Source organism: Paenibacillus jamilae (genome assembly GCF_050482105.1).
Classification (GTDB): Bacteria; Bacillota; Bacilli; order Paenibacillales; family Paenibacillaceae; genus Paenibacillus; species Paenibacillus jamilae_B.
Genome location: NZ_JBCNHI010000018.1, coordinates 331024 through 355358, shown reverse-complemented (window position 1 = coordinate 355358; position 24335 = coordinate 331024). Strand labels below are relative to the sequence as shown.

Genomic DNA, 24335 nt, shown 5'->3' with positions numbered 1-24335 from the left:
CAGCTTTTTCACGTGAAGTTTTACACAGGGAATAGAACGATTGCAGTCATATACACAGCTAGGGTCGCTTCTACAATTGTATATCCCCTGATATGACCTGAATTCGCTCTCCAAGATCCGTTTCAATTACAAGAGCCCCTGAAGGGTCCAAGCCTACCGCTGTACCTTCTACCGCTATCCCTTGTCCTGTATGTGCCCGAACGCTGCGGTTCATTGTCACAGATAACGCCTCCCACAGCATGGCTATAGGCTGGAACCCTTGCTCGGCATATAGCTTGCTTAACTGCTCCATTTCTTCCAGAACTGCAGCAATCAGCGCAGTCCGGTCAATTTCATGCCCTGCTTCTATTTTCAAAGACGTCCCTACATGGGATAACTCTTGCGGGTAATCCTCTGCATTCAAGTTAACGTCAATGCCAATCCCTGCAATGCAGTAGCGAACCCGTTGATCCTCTGTTGCCGATTCCAGTAGAATGCCGGATACTTTTCGACCATGAATCAGCAAATCGTTCGGCCATTTGATGCCTGCTTCTACACCCGTCAGTCGGCGTATAGCCCTGCACACCGCCACACCTGTAAGCAGCGTTAGTTGGGGGGTAAAGGCCAGAGGCTGGGTGGGGCGTAATACAATGCTCATCCAGATACCTTTGCCACGAGGGGAATACCATTTTCGCCCCAGACGTCCCCGACCTGCCGTTTGTTCCTCCGCAAGCACGACCGTTCCCTCTGACGCACCCTCTTCTGCCAAACGCATAGCATCCTGCTGAGTGGATACCGTTGAATCCAGTACCAAGATGCGCTGGCCAAACGATTGAGTAGTTAACATATCTGCCAATTTGGAAGTTTCCAGCCGATCGGGCCGGGATACTAACCGATAGCCCCGACGCGACGAGGCATCGATATTATAACCCAACTCACGCAGTTTGTTGATTTGCTTCCATATCGCTGTGCGGCTAACCGAGAGGCGCCGGCTAATCTCCTCACCAGATACGTAATCGGATGAACCCTCCTCCAGTATGCCTAACAGTCTTTCATGATTATTCACTACTCATCACCCGTTTCACTTCCTGAAGCAATGTTTCTGTTTCATTGGGAATATCTCCGCAAGCGACCGCTTGTAAAAGCTGTTCCATCATCTGTCCTAGCCATGGTCCACCTGGTCGATTCATTGCCTGAACCAGTTCATTTCCAGTAATATTCAAATCTTTGATACGAACGACTACTGCCTGCTGTGTCCATGAGGTTGCCATTTCAGCTATTTTCTTAACATGCTCTTCTACCCATGGCGGTAATCCACGGAACGAAGATGGCAGTATTTTGTGTAGCTCAAGCCAGTCTGAAGCTGTGTCCTTTCCAAGCTTAATTAACAAACGAATCCAGTCACGACGCAGCGCCTCAACGTTGATATGGTCAGAATCCCTTGAAACAGAGTTGTCAGCTATAGCAGTAGCCTGGCTGATGAGCCCGGTTTCCCATTCCAACAAATGAACCAAACGCATCCGTACAGCGTTGGAGAAGGTCCAAGCTCTTAACAGCTCGTCCGCTGCCTCGGAGCTAAGACTACAAGACATAAGGAGCAAACCCCACCGCAGCTCTGCTGGTAGTTGACTGATCTCCTGAAGCGCCTGTGCGTCACATTGTTCCCAGGGAACCGGAACCTTCGTACAGCCCAGCAATCCACTACGGCCCAGCATCTCCAGCCCACGTAATGGATCAGGTCCCGCTAGCATCTTTTCTAACTCGACTCGCACCCGTTCCATGGCTATGTATCTAAGTCCCTCTCTGCGACGAGTCATACCTTTCCAAGTATTGTAGGCCACTCGGAACCGAAATACAGAGGCAAAACGGATGCAGCGCAGCATTCGCAGCCCATCCTCCTCAAAACGTTCCTCAGCTCGTCCCACACAACGAACGAGAGAGGCTCGCAAATCTGCTTCCCCTCCAAACGGGTCCACTCGCTCCCCATGTTCAGCCATCGCGATTGCGTTCATTGTAAAATCGCGCCGCATCAGATCCTCACGGATGTCCTTCACAAAGGATACTTCCGTCGGACGGCGGTGATCGGTATAACCGCTTTCCGTACGAAAAGTGGTCACCTCGAACGCATGACCGTCCTGCATGACCGTAACCGTCCCATGCTGGATTCCTGTCGGAATAACATGAGGGAATAGCGCTAAGACCTCTTCAGGCTCAGCCGAGGTGGTCAGATCCATATCATGAATAGCTCGTCCTAACAGTTCATCCCGCACACAGCCACCGACCCAATAAGCTTCGTGGCCTGCTGTGGTTAGCGTATGTATGACCTCTCTGCCGTGAAGAGCCATCTCTGGGTCAGCATGTTTCCAAGTATTGGTATTCACAGGGTTTCCCCCTTTGCAAGTTATTCATTAAAAAAACGGACGCGAGTCCGCCCACTTAAACGCTGATCGGTTTAAGATCCGGCACCTCGCGTCCCAACACACGGTAATAAATTTCTTCATATTGACGGGTAATCAGCTTATCACAGAATACAGTACGTGCGCGCGTTAGACATGCTTCACGGAAACGTTCTGCCATCGCTTCATCAGACAACAGTTCTACTGCATATTCTGCCATTGCCTCGGTATTACCAATTTCGGCAAGATACCCTGTACTTCCATGCACAACGAGTTCAGGTACCCCTCCTGCCTGAGAACCGATTGTTGGCACTCCGCAGGCCATTGCTTCCAATGCTACTAGCCCAAAGCTCTCTTTCTCCGAGGGAAGCAGCAACACATCCGCCATAGAAATCACTTCTGCGATTTGGTCCTGCTTTCCTAAAAAGAAGACTTTGTCCTGCAAGCCTAAACTTTCAATTTTACATCGAATTTTTGGAAGATCCGGTCCTTCTCCCACCAGCAGCAGCTTCGCAGGTATCTTTTGTTGCACTCTGTCGAATATATCTAGCACATCTCCTACCCTTTTGACAGGACGGAAATTAGAAATATGCATCATAATTTTTTCATGCGGTTGGGCAAAATCTCTCCTAAGCGCAGCAGCATCTCGTGGATAATATACTCGTTTATCTACAAAGTTGTAGGTCAAATCAATAGGTCGTGTTATTTCCAACGCATCAATTGTCTCCCGAATCAAATCTTTGGACACCGCTGTCACAGCGTCGCTTTTGTTAATAGCCAGTCGAATCAGATCCTTTAACGATTCATCCTGTGCCAACACTGTAATGTCGGTACCGTGCAGGGTGGTCACCACTTTCAAATGGTCGCCCACCATTTCCTTCGCCAAATAAGCGCATACTGCATGCGGGACAGCGTAATGGACATGAAGTACATCCAAATTCTTCATTTGAGCCACCTGGGCCATTTTTGTCGCTAGCGACAAATCATATGGCGGATATCTAAACACGTAATAGTCGTTAACCTCAACTTCATGATAAAAAATATTTTTTTGAAACGCTCCGCCCAATCTGAACGGAATGCTATTGGCAATAAAATGGACCTCATGCCCTTTTTCTGCCAGCAACTTGCCCAGCTCCGTAGCCACAACGCCGGAGCCACCCAGCGACGGATAACAGGTAATCCCAATTTTCAATTTGTCATTCAAGCTAAGCTGCCTCCTTCCGTCCATTCATGATCATGTATGTTCATGTATTTCAGCATTCTGCAACATGCGTAGGTATAAAATCCTTATGTGAATAGCTTAACCAGATATGGTGTTTTGGACGCAAAACCTTCTGCATACGAAATCAGTTTACGTTGACCTAACAATGAGTCCCGAGCTTTTACACGTTCTACGTAGCCCTGATTTAGTGGTGTGGATACCGTATCCTTTCCAGGAGCTGCCTGGAATTGCGAAACATAACTCAACAACGACTGTTCCTTGACTTCATAATGATCGGTAATGTCCACGATTAAGTCCGTTCTGCCGATATCATTAATAAAATAAAAATATAATTGCTCTACCTGTACCGCAGGACTTTCTGGCATAAAACGTCTCAACTTCGCGTTAAACACAGCTTCCTCTACTAACTTGCTGCACATGACATGGTCTGGATGCCGGTCCTCCCAATAAGGAGCAAATACAACTTTTGGTGCATGGCGCCTGATTTCTGCTGTAACTGCAGCTACATGTTCAGGAGTTACATATAATCCACGGTCAGGCAGACCCAAATTCGTCCGCACAGCCAGCCCAAGTACTTTCGAAGCGTGTTCAGCTTCTGCCATACGAGTATCCACATCACCATTAGATGACATTTCAGCCCGTGTCAAATCGCACACCCCCACCTTTAACCCAGCGGCTGTATGCTTGGCAATCGTGCCTCCCATTCCTATTTCTGCATCGTCGGCATGGGCTCCGAAAATCAGGATGTCCAGCGTCATTTTACATCACCCTGCTGGTCAATGCCCGGTTTATATTTATGTACCAGCTCACGCCAAGCAAAATCGCCTCGATCCAGCGCTTTAACCAGTATTTCAGCAGTTGCAACGTTGGTGGCCAAAGGAATTCCCTGTACATCACACAGACGCAGCAAGGCGCTAATGTCCGGCTCATGCGGCTGCGCCATGAGCGGATCACGCAAAAATATAATCAAGTCCATATCATTTTGCGCAACCATGGCCCCAATTTGCTGATCTCCACCCAGCGGCCCGGACATGAAGCGGTGAATTTGAAGCTTGGTTTGCTCCATAATGCGCTGACCCGTTGTACCTGTGGAATATAATTGGTGATCTGTAAAAACATGCTCATATGCCGTTATAAAATTAACCATTTCATCCTTTTTGCGATCATGCGCTATAAATGCAATCTTTAACATTCAAAATTCCTCCTGCCTCATTCTATAATTCCATTCATCAATTCATTCGTATATTTTTAATCGATATAATGCTCAAAACCATATACAAGCCCCGGCTGATCCATTACCTTCTGGATACCGATTTTCACACCAGGCATATATCCAGCTCGTTCATAGGAATCCTGACGAATTTTCAGAGATTGTCCAAATCCTCCAAATACGACTTCTTGCTGTGCGAACACACCGGGAAGACGGACACTGTGGATACGGAATCCTTGATAGTAACCACCACGTGATCCTTCTAGCGTCTCTTCCTCTTCCGGATTGCCTTGTCGTAGCTCCTGGCGCTGCTCAGCGATCAGCTCTGCCGTCTTAATGGCTGTGCCTGATGGCGCGTCCAATTTTTGGTCACCATGATATTCGATGATTTCCAGATGAGGGAAGTACTTTGCAGCCTGAGCTGCAAACCGCATCATCAGAATGACCCCGATCGAAAAGTTGGGCGCAATCAGACCACCAATTTGTTGCTCACGACACTGCTTGTCCAGTTCGTCAATCTGTTCAGGGGTAAACCCTGTTGTACCGATCACCGGACGAACTCCATGCTTAATAGCAAGCGTTGTATGTGCGTACGCAAAACGCGGCCCCGTAAAGTCAACCATGACATCGGCCCGACTTTCCAGTAAAGCCTGCTCTACATCCTCCATAATAGCGATACCAGCTTCCGGTAGTCCGACGAGAAGGCCGGCATCACTGCCGGCGTGTGTTCTGTTCACTGCGGCTACAAGCTGTAGTTCCTCATCCTGAAGAACCAATTTGACAACCTCACGGCCCATACGCCCTGCTGCTCCAACGACAGCCACTTTTATTGGTTCTGACATATCCCTACAACTCCTTATGCATCCATTTGTGCTAGATTTGTTCATTCATCTGCTGGCATAATTTCTTCATGAGGTTGGCAAGCTGCACATTGTGTGGAAACAGCGCTGCCGCCTCACGAGCAGCCTGCACAGCCAGCTTATGTTCATTCAATTCGTCATAAATTAAGGCGAGCAGTAAAAATGCGTCGCCACATAATGGATCAAGAGAAATTGCTCGTTCTAGCAGCAAAATCGCATCCTGACGCAACTGTGGTGTAGCTTTGTCGACATCCAGCATTTTTCTGGCCTTTTCTGTATACTGCCTGGCTTCCTGTGCGTGCAGATGGAGAACATATTCATCCTGCTGTGGAGCAAGACGAACCGCATGCTCTGCATATGCCAGGGCCTGCTCCAAACGTCCACTACGAGCATAGGTAACCGAGCATCGGAAATAATGATCCGCATGATCAGGCTGGGCAGCAATCGCTTTTTCAAACCATTCCACCGCCTGCTCAAAATCATTCTGCAAAATGCACTGATAAGCTTTCTGAACGTATTCCTCCGCCTTCATGACACTGCACCTCCGGGTAACCGGTTTGGTACAGCATATGTACAAAACGCCTAATCGGTGTCCTTTTTGGTCCAGCGATTCGCGTCACGCGTGTTAAATTTATGCATAACCTTATCATGTGCCTCGGTCAAATTTATACCTAGTGAGTTCGCAAAGCAAACCGTGATGAACAAAATGTCCCCCAGCTCCAGCTCAATGGAATTGTCCGCCTCATCCGTTTTTTTCGGTTTCTCACCAAAGGAGTGATTCACTTCCCTCGCCAGTTCACCGACCTCCTCGGACATCCGGGCCAACATAGCCAAAGGGCTAAAGTACCCCTCCTTAAATTGAGAGATGTACTGGTCTACTTCACGTTGAATTTCATCTAACGATTTTTCCATGAAACACGCAATCCCCCCATGTGCAGGTTTATTCATATGTTATCGTAAAGCACATTTTAAAACAAATTTTTTTTAATTGTGGACTAACGACACCCATTTGCAGTCATCTGTCTTTTAAAGCTGCCATAAAAAGGTATACTGAACATAAGGATCTGCGATTTAGCAAAAGATTGCATGTAGTCGCCCCTCCTTAAACTGCTACTGTGAGGGATCATATGAAAATATCCAAGTCTATGGAACAGCTTAAATTGATTTTGCCCATCGTATTCGGCACCGCTATTTATGCATTTGGTCTACTTTATTTTATTATACCCAGTAAACTGATGGAAGGCGGTATTACAGGAATCACATTGCTGCTTAATTATGCTTTTTCGATTTCACCTTCTATGTCCACTTTGTTTCTGAACATTCCATTATTTTTGATTGGGTGGAAAATGCTTGGGGGCAAGCAGATTATATATACGGGGGTCGGTATCGGATCACTCACATTCTTTCTATGGTTGTTTGAAAAAATGATTCATCTCGGATGGATGGGGACGTTTCAAACTGAACACGATTTTATACTTTCTTCATTATATGCGGGGGTTACGCTTGGGGCCGGGTTAGGTATTGTGTTCCGCTTTGGCGGCACTACTGGCGGCTCAGATATTATCGCTCGCATTTTAAACCGGAAGTTTGGCTGGAGTATGGGAAGGATTCTGCTGGTCATTGATATTGTCATTATCGGCGCTTCGCTACTTTACATACCAAAAGAAAAAATTCTATATACATTAGTCGCTGTGTTCATCGCATCCAAGATTATTGATTTTATACAAGAAGGGGCGTACTCTGCCAGAGCCTTTATGATTATCAGCGATCATACGATGGACATTGCAGATATTATTACCAGGGACATGGATCGTGGAGTTACCATAATTCCAGCTGTGGGTGCATTTTCCAAACAGGCCAAGCATGTTGCCTATTGTGTCGTGTCTCGTCAGGAAATACGGCGGCTGCACCAAATTGTTAAATCGGTTGACCCACGGGCATTTATCATCATTCAGGATGTGCATGACGTACATGGCGAAGGGTTCAAAGAGGAATAGCCCGGTAAGCCGGGCTATGGGGTGACATATATAGATGGCTCTAGCCAACGATGCGAAGGTAAATTCAATCTTCCACCATTACCCAGTAAAACCAGCCCGATATTTACGGTAACCTGCATAGATCAGTGCCAGCAGAACAATCATACCAATAGCTATTTCAGCCCGGCGCTCACTTTCATACGGGATAAATGATGCCAGTGCAGTAGCGTCTTTTTCACGTCCAAACAAGGCATTAAACGTCGGATTACCCTGATCCAGTGCCCCTCTAATCGCTGAGGCATCTGCATTTTGCTGATCTCCCAATCCTTTGACGTAGGAAATCCAGGAATCAGTCCGCACGACCTCGGTTGTTCTGCCATGAATCAATGCTGCTGTACGGATCGTTTCATAGTGGTCTTCGAGAACTGCGGTGCTATCTTTGAATCCCTTCATGTTCCCTTTAGCAAACTGGTTATTCAGGCTGCTGACATCTTCTCTTAAAATCTTATAATACTGCTGCCATAAAGGCTGACGCGGATGTGCAAGCGCATCTGTCGCAAGCCTTAAATTGGCTGCTGCCTTCACCCACTCATCCGGTGATGCTTGAACGGACTGTGTAGCTTGCTGCACCTCAAGAATGCTGCCAGATAAAGCATGAATGGCCTCTACAGATAGCGCCGCCTGCACCTGCCCAGTGCCGAACCATCGGCTCACCTCGGCTACATCCGCACGCGCTTTTTCAATATTCCCGTCCATTACGTCGCGGTACAGTATCGCAGCTGCATGATCCATTTTTTCAATTTCCTTTGTATTACCTACGGGTTTTGACTGATCATGCGCTTCTGCCACACCTGGAGGGACGCAGACGGACAGCAGCAAGACCATTAATAGCACAATACTCGAAACCACACGTAACGCAATACGAACCCCCCAACAACTAATCATGGGACATCCCTCCTCACCTTACTGTATGGTAAGGTGATCAGGACTAGAACCCGCTTTAGGAGATTCGTTTGAAACCGACTAGGCTCTCGTCAAAACAGGAAACATAAGATATTCCTCATTACATATATTGGAATGCTCAGACATAAAAAACAGTGTAGTATCCTCCTGCACCAGTATGGAAATTCCGCAGTCATCCTGCTCTCTTGGAGTAAAACCAAAAACAACCTTTTTCGTTTCTTCTTTCATCACTGCCGCTAAAATATCATCTAAAGGAATATCACCCGCTCCAAAAATATCGTAACAGTTCATCGTATCTCCTTCGAAATCTGCAACTACAATCGTATCGTATTGAGGTATGTGCCAAAACTTGTCTTTAAAAAATAAGGTACTATAAAATAAAACCAACCATTCATTGCTTTCCGCAGAAAAAAGTGAATACGGATTGAAATCAGCGCTCTTTAGTTTTAACAACTGTAAATCCGATATTTCTTCTGTGTTCAATTTCTCAACCCTTATGTCCAAGCTGATGGCCGGTGCCCACCGACTACATTGATACTCAGGAACCGAAGCGAAGCCGAATTTAGGATAAAAATCCTTTACACTATCATTTCCAAACAGATAGATCCCATCACAATTGCCATGCCAATCTTTTAGTACTTGCTCTACTAAAAACCGACTCAAACCTTGATTCCCGTAGTTAGCCTCCGTCATTACAGTTCCGATCTGAATATACTTTCTCTTCTCGCCTAATACATCAAAATCCATCAGACTTACAGATACATTGGCTACTACGCAATCTCCATCCAAAAGGATATAAGGGATATACTTATTCTCCCACTCTCCCAATTGAAACCAGGCTTCAAAATCAAGCCCAAAACTCTGTTTTGCCAAAAAATTAAAACTTGTTTTTATTTTGTGATCATCACGGATTCCTTTTTGGAATATATATTCCTTTTGATTTATTACTGTATTCATCCCTAATTCTCCATTCAAAAGACTCAAGCTACATCACGATAAGACGATCCCTTTCGATTGCGTGCCAGCATGGCAAACCATGCCGCTACAATACTAACAAGGGTCAGCATGTAGGTAAAAACACGTACTTGCGGTACATCATCTGTTAATGTTCTGGGAAGATAAGGGTATATTCCAAAGGTGTAATCCATCGTATCATTTAACAAGGTCCACAGTGCAGCCAGACATAAAGCAATCCATTTACAGCTAAAAAAACGTACAAACAGTAACGCTTCGACCGCCATTGCTGTGTGAGATGCTATCAGCATCCAATCCTGCCATACCATGTGTCCCCCCTGCGCTACTCCCCACAAAATAATAGCTGAAGCCCAGATGCCGTACTTTACACTTGTGACAACAGCTAACGCCTCCATAATCTGGCGAAAGACCTTCAAGCTCTTGAACTGCGGAGGATATAGCAAAAACACGATAGAAATCGTAAAAAATAGGCTGGCTGTCGGACTATCAGGCACAAATACAATCTGCCACATTGGGTGATAATTCAGTGTATATTCCAGCTGTCCTCCATACCATATGTACCCATATACCGTTCCAACCAAATTACACCAGAACAGTAGCCACAAAAAGGGCCGGCTCGTCAAGAACGACCGGCTCCACAAATAAGATAACGACACGTCCTTCCTCCTCCGTTCATACGACAGCTACCTTGCACAGGTACTATCTTACAAAGACTATATCATATCCAAGCGTATCAAAAAAACCTGACCGCCGTAACGGTCAGGTTTGATGATATAATCTCGAACTGGCGCCTGATCTAAAATGACCAACTTAAGCTTTCCAAAAGCGTTCTAACTCATTGCTTTCAGTTCATCCGTAAGATGACGAAAAGCTACTTCATCTCCGGAGGCTAACGCCTCATCAATATCCTTGTAAAGTTTTTCACTCCGGTGTTTACGTAATGCCTCGTCCAAAACCATTTCAGCAGACAGGCCCAACATTACCTCATAAGTAACCTTCATTTTATCCATAGGATGCACCTCCAACATGAGTTTAAGAGATCCTATATTCTTTTCCTTTCGCCACATAGCTGAGTGTCGTTCGTGACATCCGCTGCAAATCTGCATCTGTCAATTCGCGCACTACTTTGGCAGGTGTACCGATAGAAAGAGTATAGGGTGGTATTTTGGTATTTTCCGTAACGACCGACCCTGCTCCTATTAAAGCATATTCACCAAGCTCTGCACCGTTGAGTACAATGGCCCCCATACCAATTAAAGTGCCTTTGCCTATCGTACAACCGTGGATAATAGCAGCATGTCCTATCGAAACATCATCCGCCAGCAGCAGAGGCTGATCCGTGTTCACATGTCCCACGACACCGTCCTGAATATTGCAGCGTTCACCGATGATGATAGGCGCCATATCCCCGCGCAGTACGGCATTAAACCATACAGAGGAATCTTGGCCGATCGTTACTTTTCCGACAATTTTGGCTCCTTCTGCCACGTAGACAGATGAATGGAGCTGTGGCATATTTCCGTTGTAGTGAATTAGCATCAATTTCACCCTCTCATATTTTGGGTGAAATTCTATCAACATGTGTACTGCTTGTCAATGGAGCCGTACACCCGAGTCGTTTCGCCCAAGGCGGCATTCACTCACCAGCTTCTGCCCCCAAGCCGTCATTTGCACAGAGGGTCCCGTCGAATGCTCGCCTTGTCGAAGCATCCCCAAGTGAAGCATCATTCGTATAATCCTCTGATCAAAGACCGAACGAGGGGTATCATAGTAAAACGGTCGAATCAGTGGACCGATATGCACAAAAAGCGACTCTGAAGATGTCCATGGCCTGGCACATTCTCCAATCCAGTAGACTAGTGAAAGCAGATTGGGTACGGCTCCTTTATACAATCTTAACCAAAACCTGAATAGCTGTATCATTTCTTCCTCGATTGCGAGTTCCTGCTGTGCCTCCCCCTTTGCGGTCAGCTTAACCCGGTCCCCCTTCTCCTCAATATACTTGGAGTAACGAGCGTAATCATACAGCAGTGCCATCCGATCTGGGTAAAACTTAAAAGAAGAACCATAGCCAAAACGCCATCCTCCTTTACCCAATAACGGCTCCGCTATGTGCAAATGCTCCATTAGCTGCTGTTGATTGCGACGGTACCAGGCTCCCTCAGGATTAAGCGGAACCTCATGCTGCCTCATGTATTGAAGGAAAAGCCGTAAATCCTCGCCCAGTAGATGTCCTTCATCCCGGTACGACGATGGTTCGCTTACCCGAATCATTCCGTTTTGAAAGTCACGTACCATAACACGCCGAAAGCGCTCCTTCATATCCAGCGGAATTTGGTACAAATACCTCGTATTGTGCGTTGAACCGTTGAACAACCAGCCGCTAGAACGCAGGCGAGTTACAATATCCCGTGGTCGCTCACCAGCATCCCCGTCAGTCTCGACAGACTGTTTGGCCATCGCAATTAATTCCTCCATACTGAAATAAGGTCGGTCATCAAACAATAATGCGTTCAAAAACCTTACCTCAGACAACTTCAGCTCCTTGACCTGCGTCTCAAAGAAACTACTGCTGCCAAGCTTTGTCAAAATCCCTTGGATCAATTCATGCTTGGAATTAGGTTTACAGTCACAATCGTAATACACTGCGATCCTGTTCAAATGCACAATATCCGCAAATGTCAGCATATCCGCCAGATTCATCGTTCCATCGCCTCGCCACTGGACTGTCATCCAGAAATGATTCTTACCTGTTGTACCCACAGCTTTGACGGAATCTTCAGACTCTAAACCTCTTTTTTTGCAAAGGTATAATTAAAAACAAAAAAGACCACGGTTCTACAATGAGTAGAAACCATGATCTTTCATAATTATTTTAGTTGCTGTTACTTTTTCTCGTGCAGATGCTTCGTGCAATTATACAAAAGTGGTTCCCAGTCCGCATCCTCACGCTGGAGTACGCTTAGTGACAAATTTCCAATTCGTTCTGTAAATTTTTCCTGATACAGAGCCTTATACAAATTAGCCAAAAAACCACCATGGGAAACGACTAGCAGATTCTTGTCCCGATTTTCCGTCCAGATAGCCTCCATAAAAGCTAGGGCGCGAAGCTGAAGATCCGCATCGCTCTCCTGCCCCAAATCCAGCAGATGCCAGTCGACTCCCCATTTCTCTTCGCGTTCAGCCTGTGTCATCCCCTCGACCTGACCATAAGCCCGTTCTCTTAATCGATCATCAGGTTCCAGCAACGGCAGATGCAGAGCAGAGGCAATAATATCCCCCGTCTCTTTCGCTCTGGAGAGACTACTTGTAATAAGCCCGTCCCAGTGGTAAGGCTCTTCCTTCAATCGTTCTGCAAGCAAACGTGCCTGCTGACGCCCTTCCTCATTCAACGGAATATCACTGTGCCCCTGGATTCTCCCTACCGCATTCCAATCCGTCAATCCATGTCTGATCAAGCCAATAAGCATTGTGTCCGATCCTCCGCTGTTGTGTTATTCAGGCATTATAATAAATTGTATATGGAGCTCAGCTGTCAGCTAATTTCTAACCCTTCTTGTCCGATGGATCCAGCCCAGAGAAAATAAAGCAAGCGCAAGTGCCAATACAGACAACAACATCCAGTATTGCGGGTACGTAGGAACAATGCTTGCAACGAGCGGGTCCATAATCCCACTATTCACATCTTTAATGTGGTATTGATACTGTGGAGATGTACTTGTAGTTTCCAGCAAGCCTGTCGGTAAAATACCCGTGTCCATGACAGGAGCCGCTTGGGGGGGATTTTCCTGAGAGGAGCTTCCATTCCAATTCAAAAACAAAAAGCTGCACAAAAATACGGCCAAGAAGCCAGCAATCCATACAGACATATACTTACGGGCTGCTGGGTTCACACGCGCACGTCGATGCTCGCCCGGAACAAGCCACGGTGATTCTTCATAAATGCGATCCATGACTCTACGATTCATTGCCTCTAGCTTGTCATCTGTTATTTCAAAGGAAATATCACGAATAGCCGATCGACTTTCTTTTGACAAATTCCAATCATTCTCTTCCGAACCATGCTCCCACCCGGCAGACGAGCCCTTGGCCCGTCTGCGCTCCGAGTCTTGTTTCGATACATTTTTGCCTGTAGCGAACAAATCCTCAGCGTCCCTGGATTTCATTGGCTGCTCATCCCTTCGTTTTCCTCATAGAGAGGCTCAAAAAAATAAGGCTCCAACTGCGTCTTCACACTGGTTCTTGCCCGAAAAAGCAATGACTTCACGGCACTGACTGTCTGTCCTAAAATAGTCGCAATCTCCTGATAATCTAATTGCTCATATTCACGCAAAATCAGCGCAGATCGCTGCTTCTCAGGCAATCTGTTGATTGCTTCACGAACCATCTCTACCTTCTCACCGCGAAGAACAGCCTGCTCCGGAATTACATCCGATGGAGCTACCGGTACATAACCGCTCTCTTCCAATGGAACCTGACCACTACGGTGTTTGCGAAGCTCGCTTAGCACCGTATTGCGTGCAATTGTATATAGCCAAGTGGAGAACGATGCATCTACCTCGCGAAAAGAATGCAGGCTCCGATACGCTTTATAAAACGTCTCCGAGCATAAGTCCTCAGCAATCATTTCCAGGTTCGAACTTTTCAGCATATGATAAACAAAAGCTAAAATTTTACGTTGGTGCCGCCTCATTAATTCTGAATATACCTCAACATTACCTTGTTTGATTTCCTGAATCATCTGGGAATCTGTCATCATCCGAGTGAGACCCTCCTCGCCCATACATGTGCTGTTTTCCCGTCCGATTCTGTCTATATATACCGAACAGGTCAAAAAAAGTTGCGCCCTCTGCGCAAATGGATGAAACAGCATCATGGAACATTTGTTATTTTCTTACCCTATGTAGTGCCAACATTAACGGTGCTATCCCCAACAATATTCAACATCCAAAATGGACTTAATCATTGTACCACAAAATGGTCGCCAGTAAAAAAGTCCAAAATCCCCACGATTTCCATCAAAGGCTCCCTAACGCTGGCAGCTAATTCATTTAAACAGCTTTTCAATGGATTTTAAGTTTATTCAAAATAAATGACAAACCCAATCAAAGTGTTTCATTTAAAGCACCTATAAGGAAATTACACAAAAAAGAAAACGCTTTAAAAAAATATTGACAAAATGAAAACGTATACATATAATAAAAGTACAGTATGGTTTCTCTCCACTCCTATCCTACTCAGCTACTTAAGAAAAGTAGCTACCACCCGGGGCTTTACCCGGGTGGTCTTTTTTTTGTTTTCCAATACTCCTCTTTACCTTACTCATATCCCCATATGAGGGTTGAAAAATACATCAATAATTTACCAATTAGTTGATTATCTTATTAAAGCACATTATTATATAATAAATTTTTCAATAGGTAGGGGGCAAGGAATGAATAATAAGTGGAATAAGGTAATATATAAGATTTGGTCTCCAATTTATGATAAGTTTTTCAATTCAGGTAGCTTCCTTAATTCTAGAAAGATCATATTTCACGAAAAGCCATTTAATAGCGAGCAAAAAATACTTTTTGTAGGTGTAGGAACTGGAGCAGATTTAGAATTAATAAATCACTATGAGTTAGATATTACTGCTATAGATTATTCACCTGAAATGCTTAACAAAGCAAAAAATAAATTTATCAATACATCCATACAATTCTTGGAAATGGATGCTCAACAAATGAATTTTATGGATGATCATTTTGATATAGTAGTAGGAAGTCTAATTCTCTCGGTAGTACCTAACGCAAATAAATGCTTCGATGAGATGGTGCGAGTTTTGAAAAAAGACGGGGAAATTATCATTTTCGATAAGTTTTCTCCTAAAGGAAAAAAGCCCTCATTATTCAAAAAAACAATAAGACCCCTTATTAGAGTGTTAGGAACCGATATAGGATTGAATTTTGAAGAACTGCTTGAAACCCAAAAAATAAAACTGCGGATCAAAGAAAATGCACCTATAATGTTCAACGGTATGTATAGAAAGATAGTGCTTACAAAATAACGCGTAGCTCCACTATCTCTTCAAATAACAAAAAAGCGAGCGAAGAGAACCTTCGATCGCTTTAGATCTTTTCTTACTTCTTCACCATCAGAAAGCATGGTGCTTTTAAGGCGGCGGCTTGTAGCGGAGAGATTCATTTGAATTCTGGAGAAGCGTAGCGTTCGCCTTTGTCTGCGGATTTCCACCTTTGAACATATATTCAGAAAATCCGCAGGCAACAGCGATCGTAAGATCAAATGAATCGTGAAGCAGTGTCTCCTTAACAAACACACACTTTCCCCAACCTTCACACCACCACTTTATAGCCCATCGAATCCAGCAAGGCTTTGGCACGTTCCCAATCCTGTTCTTGACGGAAGGAAAGCCTCATGATGCCTGGAACATCCTCCCGGCTTTCAATGATTCGCATATTGCTCAGGTTAATACTGTGATTTCCTAGCTCCATTGCAATTCTTCCGATAATCCCTGGGGTATCCGGTACATCAATATACAGATCAAACGTAGAGACGATGACTCCTTTGCGGCGCTCCGGCAGCTCACTGCGGAAATGCCCAGCTGCCAAAAATTCGTCAGCAATCCCCTCTCCGTCTTGTGTTCTCAGCAAGTGGGTAAATCGCTCAATCTGCCCGTTCCATTCTTCCAGTAAGCCTAGTAAAACATCACGATTACTCAGCAGAATGTCCCGCCACACAATCGGGTCACTAGAGGCTATCCGCGTAATATCACGAAACCCACCAGCGGCCAGTGTACGGTACAACGGATTTTCATCATTGTGCTTTCGTACCTGATTCACCAGCGCTGCTGCAATAATGTGTGGAAGATGGCTAATTGCACCGACAATATCATCATGCATATCAGGTTGGACACGCACAACATGAGCACCGGTATATTTTAACAAACGCTCCAGCGAGCTATATGCTTCCTCAGGCACACCTGCTGCTGGGGAAAGCACATAATATGCGTTTTCAAACAGCAGCGCAGAAGCAGCCTTGACACCGGAGCGCTCTGAGCCGGCCATCGGATGTCCCCCGATAAAGTAAGCGTTGCGCAAAGAAATTTCTGATGCCTTTTTGGCAATCGCCGCTTTCGTGCTGCCTACATCAGTAATAATACAACCTGCTTTAAGCGGCAGCTGACTTAACAGCTCAAGATAATGCTCCAGTAAACCAACCGGTACGCATAAAAAAATAAAATCGGCATCCTCTGCTGCCTCTTCAACCGAAAGAGTCACAGTGTCCACGACACCACGGCTTAACATCGGTTCCATCAGTTCAGGGAGATGAGCGTGGCCGACTACAGTGATATCCGGCTTCCCTTTAAAACAAAGTGCGAGGGACCCGCCAATCAGTCCCACGCCGAAAATAGCAATCTTCATCTAATATCAAATCCCATCTGCGGAAATTATAGGCGTACGTTCGCCGCTTCCGCCCCTAGGACCTGCTCCAGCGCGCGAATAAACAATTCATTTTGCGGCTGTGATCCAACCGACACCCTAATGTATGTCGGATATTTGTGATGACCTGCGCGAATAATCACACCTTTACGAAGCAACTCCTGAAATACCTCACCAGATGGACGACGTACGTCCAGCATAATAAAATTACCATGTGCCGGGAAAGACTCCAGGCCCAGACGTTTCAACTCATTTTGCAAATAAGCTCTACCCTCTGCATTGCGATCCCGACATTCCTGAACAAATTCCTGGTCTTCCAAGGCAGCAATAGCCGCAGCCTGGGCTACCCGTGAAGTATTAAACGGCTCACGAACCTGGTTGATCAAGCGAATGGTTGCCTCAGATCCCATACCATAGCCGATACGTAACGAAGCCAGACCATAGATTTTGGAGAAGGTGCGCAGTACAACCAAATTTTCATAAGCTGACAACAAACGAATGCCGTCTGGATACGAACGATCTATTACAAACTCAGCGTAGGCTTCATCCAGTACCACCATGATATGCTTGGGTACTTGATTCAGAAACGCTATCAATTCGGCTTCGGGTACAATCGTGCCCGTCGGATTATTTGGATTGCAGACCCAAATAATTTTTGTACGGTCATTGATATGAGACAGCATGGCATCCAAATCATGTACACCATCACGCAAAGGCACCTCAACTGCAACGGCTCCCTCAATTTCCACGTTACTTTTATAAACAGAAAATGTCTGATCAGCCATAATGCTTTCTTCCCCTGGAAGGAGAAATGCACGCGTAATCAACGCAATAATTTCGTCAGAGCCACAGCCATAGATAAATTGTTCTTCTTTTAAACCCGTCTGTTTAGCTAGTGCTTGTGTCAGAGCAACTGCACTTCCGTCAGGATACACACTGATGTTAGCAAACTCCTGCTGAATGGCCTGCAACACTTTAGGAGAGCTGCCATACGGATTCTCGTTTGAGGCGAGCTTGATCACTTCATCGAGTCCCAGCTCACGCTTCACATCCTCAATCGGTTTACCGGGCTGATATACTGGCAAATGTACAATATGCGGTTTAGGTTGCATGCCCCTACCTCCTCGATCCCATCAGAACTATATTAAAATTTCTACTTTGACACCTGTTACTGCTTTAATTGTGCCACAAAATCATGAATTTGCAAAAGCCCTTCTTCTCTACGTGCAGAATCCTCCAGCAATGGAATGGCTTCCTCCACCTGACGCACGATAGCACTGCCAACCACAACTCCATCGCAAATGTCCGAAAACCGGACAACCTGCTCACGATTTGAAATACCAAAGCCTATCGCCACCGGAACACTTGTATGCCGTTTGACCTGCGTGATAAAGCCTTCAATACCTTCAAAAAAAGAAGCTCTTTCTCCGGTTACACCCAGCGAAGATACACAGTATACAAATCCACGGGCCTGACGGGCAATTCGCTCAATCCGCTGTTCAGACGTTGGAGCTACCAGCGGGATCAGATGCACACCCACCTCTGCTGCACGTCCTCCCAGCTCCTCTGCTTCTTCAAGCGGAAGATCCGGAATAATCAGACCACTGATACCGTGCTCCTGCAAGCCTGCGAAGAAAGCATCCATCCCCATCTGCAATACAGGATTATAATACGTGAACAGTATAAAAGGCAGGCTTGAACCTGCTGCCCTAGCCAGAGACGCGGTCTCCATACAGGTGCGGATCGAAATTTGCCGTTTTAATGCACGTTCAGACGCACGCTGAATGACAGGGCCGTCAGCCAACGGGTCCGAATAAGGTACGCCTAGTTCCAATATATCGGCTCCGGCCGACTCTAACTGCCGAATGATCTCTATCGTAGTATCCACATCCGGGTCGCCTACCGTCAGAAAAGGAATTAATGCCGTTTTGCCTTCATTTTTAAGGCGTTCAAACGCCTGATCAATTAAATTCATGACGGATTTCCTCCCAAATACTTGATAATGGAATCCACATCTTTATCCCCGCGACCAGACAAACAAATAACAATAATATCGTCTGCGGTCAACGTAGGTGCCAGCTTGGCGACCTGTGCAACGGCATGTGCCGACTCTAATGCAGGAAGTATTCCTTCGGTACGACAAAGGAGTTGAAGTGCATCCAGCGCTTCCTGATCAGTAATCGGAACATATTCGGCCCTCTTAATATCTTTTAAGTATGAATGCTCTGGTCCAACACCAGGATAATCCAGTCCGGCCGAGATGGAATGCGCAGGCTGCACTTGTCCGTACTCATCCTGAAGCAAGTAGCTCATAGAGCCTTGGAAAACACCTTGTGTTCCCTTGCTCATGGTAGCTGCATGGAATTGCGTCTCGACGCCTTTTCCAGCAGCCTCCACGCCAATCAAAGCAACACCTTGATCCTCTATGAACGGATAAAACATACCGATAGCATTACTTCCGCCACCGATCGCTGCCACAACAACATCCGGAAGTCTGCCTTCCTTTTCCAAGATTTGACGGCGTGTTTCATCGCCTATCACACGTTGGAAATCCCGCACCATCATCGGATACGGATGTGGGCCGACAGCCGAACCTAAAATATAAAACGTATCATGGACATGGCTCACCCAATAACGCAAAGCTTCATTCCCGGCATCCTTAAGTGTACGCGTACCAGATGTCACCGGAATCACTTCTGCACCCAAAAGCTGCATCCGAAATACGTTCAACTGCTGGCGAACCGTATCCTCTTCGCCCATAAACACCTTGCATTCCAATCCAAGCAATGCAGCTACGGTAGCTGTCGCAACACCGTGCTGTCCTGCACCTGTTTCGGCAATGACCTTCTGTTTACCCATACGCTTTGCCAGCAATCCCTGAGCCAATGCATTATTAATTTTGTGGGCGCCAGTATGGTTTAAATCTTCGCGTTTCAAGTAAATTTTAGCCCCGCCCAGATGTTCGCTCAGACGCTCCGCATGATAAAGCGGAGTTTCCCGACCCGAATAGTCCTTCAGGAGCCCGTTCAACTCTGCTTTAAATTCAGGATCATCCGCGTATTTTCGGTAGGATTCCTCTAATTCAATCAGTGCGTTCATCAATGTTTCCGGTACAAAACGTCCGCCAAATGTTCCAAAACGTCCGTTGTTATCAGGTAATTGTGTCATGCCTGCTTCACCCTTTCTACGAATGCTGTGATTTTTGCAATGTCCTTGACTCCGTTCGTCTCTACACCGCTGGAAACATCCAGCCCGTCAGGATGATACTCGCTAATCAGCTTTTCTGCGTTATCGGCAGTCAGCCCCCCAGCTACAAATAGAGGGATTCCGTGTTGATGAGTCCAAGCCTGATAGGCGGGAATTCGATCCCACGCAAACGTTTTTCCAGAACCGCCGCCATACAGGGGATCGTATGTATCCAGCAGTAAAGCATCAATTGTTCCGACATAAGCCTCTAATTCGTCCGCTCGGTGTTCGGTCTTCCCCTGCACTGTCTGCCCTTGGCTGTCCACAGACCAAGCCTTGAATATCTGTATGCCAAAACGTTCCTTAAGCTCTCGACAGCGCTGTGGGCTTTCCTGTCCATGCAGCTGAATAACATCCAATGGTGCTTTCTCCATCACATCATGTAACAGTGCATCATCAGGGTTCACAAAAACACCCACGCTGCGTGGTCTGCTGCCTGGAGCCCATTCATCCAATACGCGAAGCAATTCCCCAGCATGTGTGCCATCAATTCGACGCTTGCTGTCGGCAAACACAAAACCTATATAATCGACCGGTAAGTTTACCATAGATTTTAGCACTTCAACGCTTTGAAGTCCACAAATTTTTAAGCCCGTATTATTCATGCATTAACCCCGTCCATCAATTCAGCTACAGCCTGTCCTACATCTTCCTTACGCATCAGATGCTCCCCTACCAGAATGCCGTGCGCACCTACCGAATGCAGATACTTCACATCGTCCGGTCCTGCAATGCCACTTTCACTGATAAATGTAATCCCTTTAGGGATCAGCGAGATCAGCTCCTCTGTCGTCTGGAGACGGGTCTCAAATGTCCGGAGATTGCGATTGTTCACACCAACTAAGGTAGCTGTACCTAGATCCAGCACTGCTTTAAGTTCCTCACTGTCGTGCACCTCTACCAGCGCGTCCAGCCCAAGATCCTTGGCGATTTGTAAGAATGAACCTAATACATTCGATTCCAATATCGCGGCAATCAACAGTACTGCATCCGCTCCTAACAGGCGGGCTTCATATATTTGTCGTTCATCAATGATAAAATCTTTTCGCAGCAGTGGAATTTTCACTTCATCGCGAATTTGCTGCAAATATTCAGGGCTCCCCTGAAAATACGTCACATCCGTCAGTACAGAAATGCAATCGGCTCCCGATCCCTCATATGCACGCGCGATATCCACCGGATGGAAATTGGGCCGAATCAATCCTTTGGACGGGGAAGCCTTTTTCACTTCAGCAATCAGTCCAAGTGGACGGTTGCGTCCGGTTGCGATCGCATTTTCAAATCCTCTCGTTACAGGTAAATCTGCAATTATGCGTTCAGCTTTATTAATCTCAAAATGCTGCTTAAGCTGCTCCACTTCTTGTCGCTTCGTCACTACAATTTTATCAAGATACATATTGATATTCCCCCGTTGCCTGTATTAATTGATCCAGCTTGGAAAGCGCCAGTCCAGAGTCAATGGCTTCGGCAGCTCGCTTTACTCCGTCTGTCAAAGTAGCTGCTGCGCCTGATACATAAATACACGCTCCTGCATTCGCTAGCACAACATCCCGATAAGCACCATACTCTCCGTTCAAAATTCGCCGTATGATGTCTGCGTTAAGCTGGGCATCGCCGCCCAACACCTGGTCGAGAGAATGTGTCTGCAAGCCTAGATCCGACGGATGTAGCTCGAACGTGTGAACCTTGCCGTCCTTGAGCTCGGATACTCGTGTCGCTGCCGAAATACTAATTTCATCTAGTCCATCCAAACTGCTGACAACCATGGCTCGTTTGGAACCGAGCTGGTTCAATACCTCGGCAATCACTTCCGTTTTGCCAGCGTCATAAATGCCCAGCAACTGCCGATCCGCACCAGCCGGATTCGTCAACGGACCGAGCATATTGAATACCGTCCGCACACCTAGCTCACGGCGCGGTGCAGCGGCATGCTTCATGGACGGATGATACAGCTGTGCGAACAAAAAGCAGATGCCAATGCGGTCCAGACACGAGCGAGCCTGATCACTTGTCAAATGAATGTTAACTCCCAATGCCTCCAGGACATCAGCGCTACCTGCACGGCCACTTGCTGAGCGGTTGCCGTGCTTGGCTACCCGTACAGAAACCGAAGCCGCGATAATAGCGGATATGGTGGAAATATTAAACTTGTGAATACCCGAACCTCCGGTGCCGCATGTATCCAGCAGATGACTGTTGCCTTCTTCAGCTTGTACTGGACTAGCGTAATTGCGCATTGCTTCGGCAAAACCGGTGATTTCATCTACCGTCTCTCCCTTGAGACGAAGAGCCGTCAGCAGCCCACCGATTTGCGCCTGTGTAGCACTCCCACTCATAATCTGTTCCATCACGCTACGAGCCTCCGTACGCGAAAGATGCTGTCCCTCAATGATCCGGCTTAACCCTACTTGCATCATGTCATGTCGTTCCATTGTCGTTTCCTCCTCAGAATCAGATTTTTATGTGTTACGGAGTGTACAAATAATCTTGGTTGATGACGCTGTTATAAGGCTGTGTCGTTGCTGGGAACATCGCTTCGGCCGTGCGGATTGCTTTCAGCAATGCCTTAGCTTTGTTCACCGTCTCCTGATACTCGCTTTCCGGTACGGAATCCCATACAATTCCAGCCCCTGCCTGGACATAGGCTCGGTTCTTTTTAAACACAATCGTGCGAATCGTTATGCAAGCATCCATATTGCCGGAGAAGCCCAAATATCCAATCGCTCCTGCATAGGTGCCGCGTGCTTCCCGCTCCAGCTCAGCAATAATCTCCATAGCCCGTAGCTTTGGGGCCCCCGAGACTGTGCCTGCTGGCAGACAGGACAGGAAAGCATCAAAGAAATCTTTGTCCTCACGCAGCTCACCCGACACATTGGATACAATGTGCATGACGTGGGAATAGCGCTCAATCTCCATAAATGTATCGCATTTTACAGTGCCAAACTGGGATACACGGCCCAGGTCATTTCTTCCCAAATCGACCAGCATCAGATGCTCTGCACGTTCTTTTTCATCCTTCAACAGTTCTTCAGCAAGCGCCGCATCTTCGGTTTCCGTTACGCCACGTGGTCTCGTTCCTGCAATCGGTCGGGTCTCTACGCGGCCGTTTTCCACCTTGACGAGTGCCTCCGGCGAAGTGCCTACGATGATCTCGTCATCCATTTTCAAATAATACATATATGGCGACGGGTTCATCGTGCGCAGTACGCGGTATACCTGTAGTGGAGAGGCCTCTGTATCGATGTGAAAACGCTGGGACAATACAACCTGAAAAATATCACCGGAGCGGATATACTCCTTTGCCTGCTCTACGTTTGATATAAACTGTTCCTTCGTCACATTGGATTGAATCTCACCCAGCTCCACATCATCAGGAATGGAAGCTGATCCTAACCGCTCTGGTGGGGACTGCTTGCGCAGATACTGCGCTGTTTCCTCTAACTTGCGTTCCACATCTGCATAAGCAGCACGAATATCTTCATCGCGGAACCCTTCACCTATATGAACATTACCAACCAGCAAAATTTGCTGTTTCACATGATCAAAAACAATAACTTGGTCACAGAACATAAAACGAATATCATCCATATTCAAATCATCTACCGAGTGATCTGGCAGCTTTTCATAGTATTGAAGCAGGTCATATCCAAAAAACCCTATAGCCCCGCCTGTAAATGGAGGCATGTCTTTTAGTTTCGGGCTACGGTATTTACGAAGCAATGCTTTGAGCGCTTCCAGTGGCTTATCGCTTAATATTTGACGTTTTCCATGTTGCTCCAAAATCAACCGACCTTTTTTTCCCGAAACCATTAGAAACGGGTCTGTTCCGATGAAGGAGTGTCGCGCCCATTGCTCCCCACCCTCTACGCTCTCCAGCAGAAAGGCACGGTCCCGCTCAGCATACCGACGGAAAATCCGAATCGGCGTCTCCATATCAGCCAGCACTTTTTTGTACACAGGAATCAGATTAAATTCATTCGCCATTGCTATCACTTGCTCCACATGCGGCGTTAACATGAGATCACTTCCTTTCCAAATTGGCGCAGAACTCAATGGAGAGAATAAA

At 46.4% G+C, this 24335-nt stretch carries 27 protein-coding genes; 2 read left to right on the top strand and 25 right to left on the bottom strand.

Annotated features, from left to right (window positions below; all coding sequences use genetic code 11):
• Positions 1–70: 70 nt before the first annotated feature.
• The 8 genes from ABEW32_RS16835 to ABEW32_RS16800 form a co-directional block, all read right to left on the bottom strand.
• Positions 71–1045 (bottom strand): biotin--[acetyl-CoA-carboxylase] ligase, encoded by a 975-nt coding sequence (locus ABEW32_RS16835; RefSeq protein WP_430189543.1) that lies wholly within the window; start codon positions 1043–1045, stop codon positions 71–73.
• Entirely contained in the window at positions 1038–2360 is a 1323-nt protein-coding gene (locus ABEW32_RS16830) for a CCA tRNA nucleotidyltransferase (RefSeq protein ID WP_430189541.1), read from the bottom strand. Before ABEW32_RS16830 ends, ABEW32_RS16835 begins: the two co-directional genes overlap by 8 nt.
• Positions 2361–2415: 55 nt before the next feature.
• The gene (gene bshA / locus ABEW32_RS16825) at positions 2416–3579 is read right to left on the bottom strand and encodes an N-acetyl-alpha-D-glucosaminyl L-malate synthase BshA (RefSeq protein WP_430189538.1); all 1164 of its coding nucleotides are present in this window, start codon (positions 3577–3579) and stop codon (positions 2416–2418) included.
• An 83-nt stretch (positions 3580–3662) separates the two neighbouring features.
• The gene (gene bshB1, locus ABEW32_RS16820; RefSeq protein WP_430189536.1) at positions 3663–4355 is read right to left on the bottom strand and encodes a bacillithiol biosynthesis deacetylase BshB1; all 693 of its coding nucleotides are present in this window, start codon (positions 4353–4355) and stop codon (positions 3663–3665) included.
• Positions 4352–4789: a methylglyoxal synthase gene (gene mgsA, locus ABEW32_RS16815; protein ID WP_013371648.1), complete on the bottom strand. Its 438-nt coding sequence runs from the start codon at positions 4787–4789 to the stop codon at positions 4352–4354. Before mgsA ends, bshB1 begins: the two co-directional genes overlap by 4 nt.
• A 56-nt stretch (positions 4790–4845) precedes the next feature.
• A complete protein-coding gene (gene dapB, locus ABEW32_RS16810) occupies positions 4846–5649 on the bottom strand; it encodes a 4-hydroxy-tetrahydrodipicolinate reductase (RefSeq protein WP_430189534.1) in 804 nt (267 codons plus the stop codon).
• Positions 5650–5680: 31 nt separating this feature from the next.
• Positions 5681–6199: a tetratricopeptide repeat protein gene (locus ABEW32_RS16805; RefSeq protein ID WP_430189531.1), complete on the bottom strand. Its 519-nt coding sequence runs from the start codon at positions 6197–6199 to the stop codon at positions 5681–5683.
• Between the two features lie 50 nt (positions 6200–6249).
• Positions 6250–6579 carry a nucleotide pyrophosphohydrolase gene (locus ABEW32_RS16800; protein WP_007430805.1) on the bottom strand — a complete coding sequence of 110 codons (330 nt, stop codon included), beginning with the start codon at positions 6577–6579 and terminating at the stop codon, positions 6250–6252.
• A 215-nt stretch (positions 6580–6794) separates the two neighbouring features.
• Between ABEW32_RS16800 and ABEW32_RS16795 the strand changes: the two genes are divergently transcribed.
• Complete coding sequence (locus ABEW32_RS16795; RefSeq protein ID WP_430189529.1) at positions 6795–7664, top strand: YitT family protein; 870 nt, start codon at positions 6795–6797, stop codon at positions 7662–7664.
• Positions 7665–7742: 78 nt separating this feature from the next.
• Here the strand turns inward: ABEW32_RS16795 and ABEW32_RS16790 are convergent, their stop codons facing one another.
• The 9 genes from ABEW32_RS16790 to ABEW32_RS16750 form a co-directional block, all read right to left on the bottom strand.
• Positions 7743–8588: a sporulation protein YpjB gene (locus tag ABEW32_RS16790; RefSeq protein ID WP_430189526.1), complete on the bottom strand. Its 846-nt coding sequence runs from the start codon at positions 8586–8588 to the stop codon at positions 7743–7745.
• A 78-nt stretch (positions 8589–8666) separates the two neighbouring features.
• Entirely contained in the window at positions 8667–9563 is an 897-nt protein-coding gene (locus tag ABEW32_RS16785) for a GNAT family N-acetyltransferase (RefSeq protein ID WP_430189524.1), read from the bottom strand.
• Between the two features lie 23 nt (positions 9564–9586).
• Positions 9587–10237 carry a DUF1405 domain-containing protein gene (locus ABEW32_RS16780; RefSeq protein ID WP_430189521.1) on the bottom strand — a complete coding sequence of 217 codons (651 nt, stop codon included), beginning with the start codon at positions 10235–10237 and terminating at the stop codon, positions 9587–9589.
• A gap of 174 nt (positions 10238–10411) precedes the next feature.
• Positions 10412–10591 carry an IDEAL domain-containing protein gene (locus ABEW32_RS16775; protein ID WP_013371655.1) on the bottom strand — a complete coding sequence of 60 codons (180 nt, stop codon included), beginning with the start codon at positions 10589–10591 and terminating at the stop codon, positions 10412–10414.
• A gap of 22 nt (positions 10592–10613) precedes the next feature.
• Positions 10614–11120 (bottom strand): gamma carbonic anhydrase family protein, encoded by a 507-nt coding sequence (locus tag ABEW32_RS16770; RefSeq protein WP_430189519.1) that lies wholly within the window; start codon positions 11118–11120, stop codon positions 10614–10616.
• 54 nt (positions 11121–11174) lie between these two features.
• Positions 11175–12284 carry a hypothetical protein gene (locus tag ABEW32_RS16765; protein ID WP_430190418.1) on the bottom strand — a complete coding sequence of 370 codons (1110 nt, stop codon included), beginning with the start codon at positions 12282–12284 and terminating at the stop codon, positions 11175–11177.
• A gap of 182 nt (positions 12285–12466) precedes the next feature.
• Entirely contained in the window at positions 12467–13051 is a 585-nt protein-coding gene (locus tag ABEW32_RS16760) for a histidine phosphatase family protein (RefSeq protein ID WP_430189517.1), read from the bottom strand.
• Between the two features lie 69 nt (positions 13052–13120).
• The gene (locus ABEW32_RS16755; RefSeq protein WP_430189515.1) at positions 13121–13747 is read right to left on the bottom strand and encodes an anti-sigma factor; all 627 of its coding nucleotides are present in this window, start codon (positions 13745–13747) and stop codon (positions 13121–13123) included.
• Positions 13744–14340: an RNA polymerase sigma factor gene (locus ABEW32_RS16750; protein WP_013310707.1), complete on the bottom strand. Its 597-nt coding sequence runs from the start codon at positions 14338–14340 to the stop codon at positions 13744–13746. Before ABEW32_RS16750 ends, ABEW32_RS16755 begins: the two co-directional genes overlap by 4 nt.
• A gap of 675 nt (positions 14341–15015) precedes the next feature.
• On the opposite strand from ABEW32_RS16750, the gene ABEW32_RS16745 reads away from it, so the two are divergent.
• Complete coding sequence (locus ABEW32_RS16745) at positions 15016–15630, top strand: class I SAM-dependent methyltransferase (protein WP_430189513.1); 615 nt, start codon at positions 15016–15018, stop codon at positions 15628–15630.
• Positions 15631–15916: 286 nt separating this feature from the next.
• Here the strand turns inward: ABEW32_RS16745 and ABEW32_RS16740 are convergent, their stop codons facing one another.
• The 8 genes from ABEW32_RS16740 to trpE are packed head-to-tail and all read right to left on the bottom strand — an operon-like array spanning position 15917 to position 24286.
• Positions 15917–17005 (bottom strand): prephenate dehydrogenase, encoded by a 1089-nt coding sequence (locus tag ABEW32_RS16740; protein ID WP_430189511.1) that lies wholly within the window; start codon positions 17003–17005, stop codon positions 15917–15919.
• Between the two features lie 26 nt (positions 17006–17031).
• Entirely contained in the window at positions 17032–18135 is a 1104-nt protein-coding gene (gene hisC, locus ABEW32_RS16735) for a histidinol-phosphate transaminase (RefSeq protein ID WP_430189509.1), read from the bottom strand.
• A gap of 56 nt (positions 18136–18191) precedes the next feature.
• Positions 18192–18998, bottom strand: a complete 807-nt coding sequence (gene trpA, locus ABEW32_RS16730) for a tryptophan synthase subunit alpha (RefSeq protein WP_430189506.1) — start codon at positions 18996–18998, stop codon at positions 18192–18194.
• Entirely contained in the window at positions 18995–20191 is a 1197-nt protein-coding gene (gene trpB, locus ABEW32_RS16725) for a tryptophan synthase subunit beta (RefSeq protein WP_430189504.1), read from the bottom strand. The genes trpA and trpB overlap by 4 nt, the downstream gene beginning before the upstream one ends.
• Positions 20188–20874, bottom strand: coding sequence for a phosphoribosylanthranilate isomerase (locus ABEW32_RS16720; RefSeq protein ID WP_430189501.1), 687 nt, complete (start codon positions 20872–20874; stop codon positions 20188–20190). The genes trpB and ABEW32_RS16720 overlap by 4 nt, the downstream gene beginning before the upstream one ends.
• Positions 20871–21665, bottom strand: coding sequence for an indole-3-glycerol phosphate synthase TrpC (gene trpC, locus ABEW32_RS16715; protein WP_430189499.1), 795 nt, complete (start codon positions 21663–21665; stop codon positions 20871–20873). The genes ABEW32_RS16720 and trpC overlap by 4 nt, the downstream gene beginning before the upstream one ends.
• On the bottom strand, positions 21655–22701 hold the full coding sequence (gene trpD, locus ABEW32_RS16710) for an anthranilate phosphoribosyltransferase (protein ID WP_430189497.1): 1047 nt from the start codon (positions 22699–22701) through the stop codon (positions 21655–21657). Before trpD ends, trpC begins: the two co-directional genes overlap by 11 nt.
• A 34-nt stretch (positions 22702–22735) precedes the next feature.
• Positions 22736–24286 (bottom strand): anthranilate synthase component I, encoded by a 1551-nt coding sequence (trpE, locus tag ABEW32_RS16705; RefSeq protein ID WP_430189495.1) that lies wholly within the window; start codon positions 24284–24286, stop codon positions 22736–22738.
• Between the last annotated feature and the right edge of the window lie 49 nt (positions 24287–24335).

Excerpts from the sequence above, each read along its gene's own strand:
- hisC (WP_430189509.1), bottom strand. The coding sequence starts at position 18,135 with ATGCAACCTAAACCGCATATTGTACATTTGCCAGTATATCAGCCCGGT.
- ABEW32_RS16720 (WP_430189501.1), bottom strand. The coding sequence starts at position 20,874 with ATGAATAATACGGGCTTAAAAATTTGTGGACTTCAAAGCGTTGAAGTG.
- ABEW32_RS16805 (WP_430189531.1), bottom strand. The coding sequence starts at position 6,199 with ATGAAGGCGGAGGAATACGTTCAGAAAGCTTATCAGTGCATTTTGCAG.
- ABEW32_RS16750 (WP_013310707.1), bottom strand. The coding sequence starts at position 14,340 with ATGATGACAGATTCCCAGATGATTCAGGAAATCAAACAAGGTAATGTT.
- ABEW32_RS16765 (WP_430190418.1), bottom strand. The coding sequence starts at position 12,284 with ATGAATCTGGCGGATATGCTGACATTTGCGGATATTGTGCATTTGAAC.
- trpA (WP_430189506.1), bottom strand. The coding sequence starts at position 18,998 with ATGAATTTAATTGATCAGGCGTTTGAACGCCTTAAAAATGAAGGCAAA.
- ABEW32_RS16770 (WP_430189519.1), bottom strand. The coding sequence starts at position 11,120 with ATGCTAATTCACTACAACGGAAATATGCCACAGCTCCATTCATCTGTC.
- bshB1 (WP_430189536.1), bottom strand. The coding sequence starts at position 4,355 with ATGACGCTGGACATCCTGATTTTCGGAGCCCATGCCGACGATGCAGAA.
- ABEW32_RS16775 (WP_013371655.1), bottom strand. The coding sequence starts at position 10,591 with ATGGATAAAATGAAGGTTACTTATGAGGTAATGTTGGGCCTGTCTGCT.
- dapB (WP_430189534.1), bottom strand. The coding sequence starts at position 5,649 with ATGTCAGAACCAATAAAAGTGGCTGTCGTTGGAGCAGCAGGGCGTATG.
- ABEW32_RS16740 (WP_430189511.1), bottom strand. The coding sequence starts at position 17,005 with ATGAAGATTGCTATTTTCGGCGTGGGACTGATTGGCGGGTCCCTCGCA.
- ABEW32_RS16755 (WP_430189515.1), bottom strand. The coding sequence starts at position 13,747 with ATGAAATCCAGGGACGCTGAGGATTTGTTCGCTACAGGCAAAAATGTA.
- ABEW32_RS16785 (WP_430189524.1), bottom strand. The coding sequence starts at position 9,563 with ATGAATACAGTAATAAATCAAAAGGAATATATATTCCAAAAAGGAATC.
- ABEW32_RS16800 (WP_007430805.1), bottom strand. The coding sequence starts at position 6,579 with ATGGAAAAATCGTTAGATGAAATTCAACGTGAAGTAGACCAGTACATC.
- mgsA (WP_013371648.1), bottom strand. The coding sequence starts at position 4,789 with ATGTTAAAGATTGCATTTATAGCGCATGATCGCAAAAAGGATGAAATG.
- trpB (WP_430189504.1), bottom strand. The coding sequence starts at position 20,191 with ATGACACAATTACCTGATAACAACGGACGTTTTGGAACATTTGGCGGA.
- ABEW32_RS16790 (WP_430189526.1), bottom strand. The coding sequence starts at position 8,588 with ATGATTAGTTGTTGGGGGGTTCGTATTGCGTTACGTGTGGTTTCGAGT.
- ABEW32_RS16745 (WP_430189513.1), top strand. The coding sequence starts at position 15,016 with ATGAATAATAAGTGGAATAAGGTAATATATAAGATTTGGTCTCCAATT.
- trpD (WP_430189497.1), bottom strand. The coding sequence starts at position 22,701 with ATGGAACGACATGACATGATGCAAGTAGGGTTAAGCCGGATCATTGAG.
- ABEW32_RS16760 (WP_430189517.1), bottom strand. The coding sequence starts at position 13,051 with ATGCTTATTGGCTTGATCAGACATGGATTGACGGATTGGAATGCGGTA.
- trpC (WP_430189499.1), bottom strand. The coding sequence starts at position 21,665 with ATGTATCTTGATAAAATTGTAGTGACGAAGCGACAAGAAGTGGAGCAG.
- ABEW32_RS16795 (WP_430189529.1), top strand. The coding sequence starts at position 6,795 with ATGAAAATATCCAAGTCTATGGAACAGCTTAAATTGATTTTGCCCATC.
- trpE (WP_430189495.1), bottom strand. The coding sequence starts at position 24,286 with ATGTTAACGCCGCATGTGGAGCAAGTGATAGCAATGGCGAATGAATTT.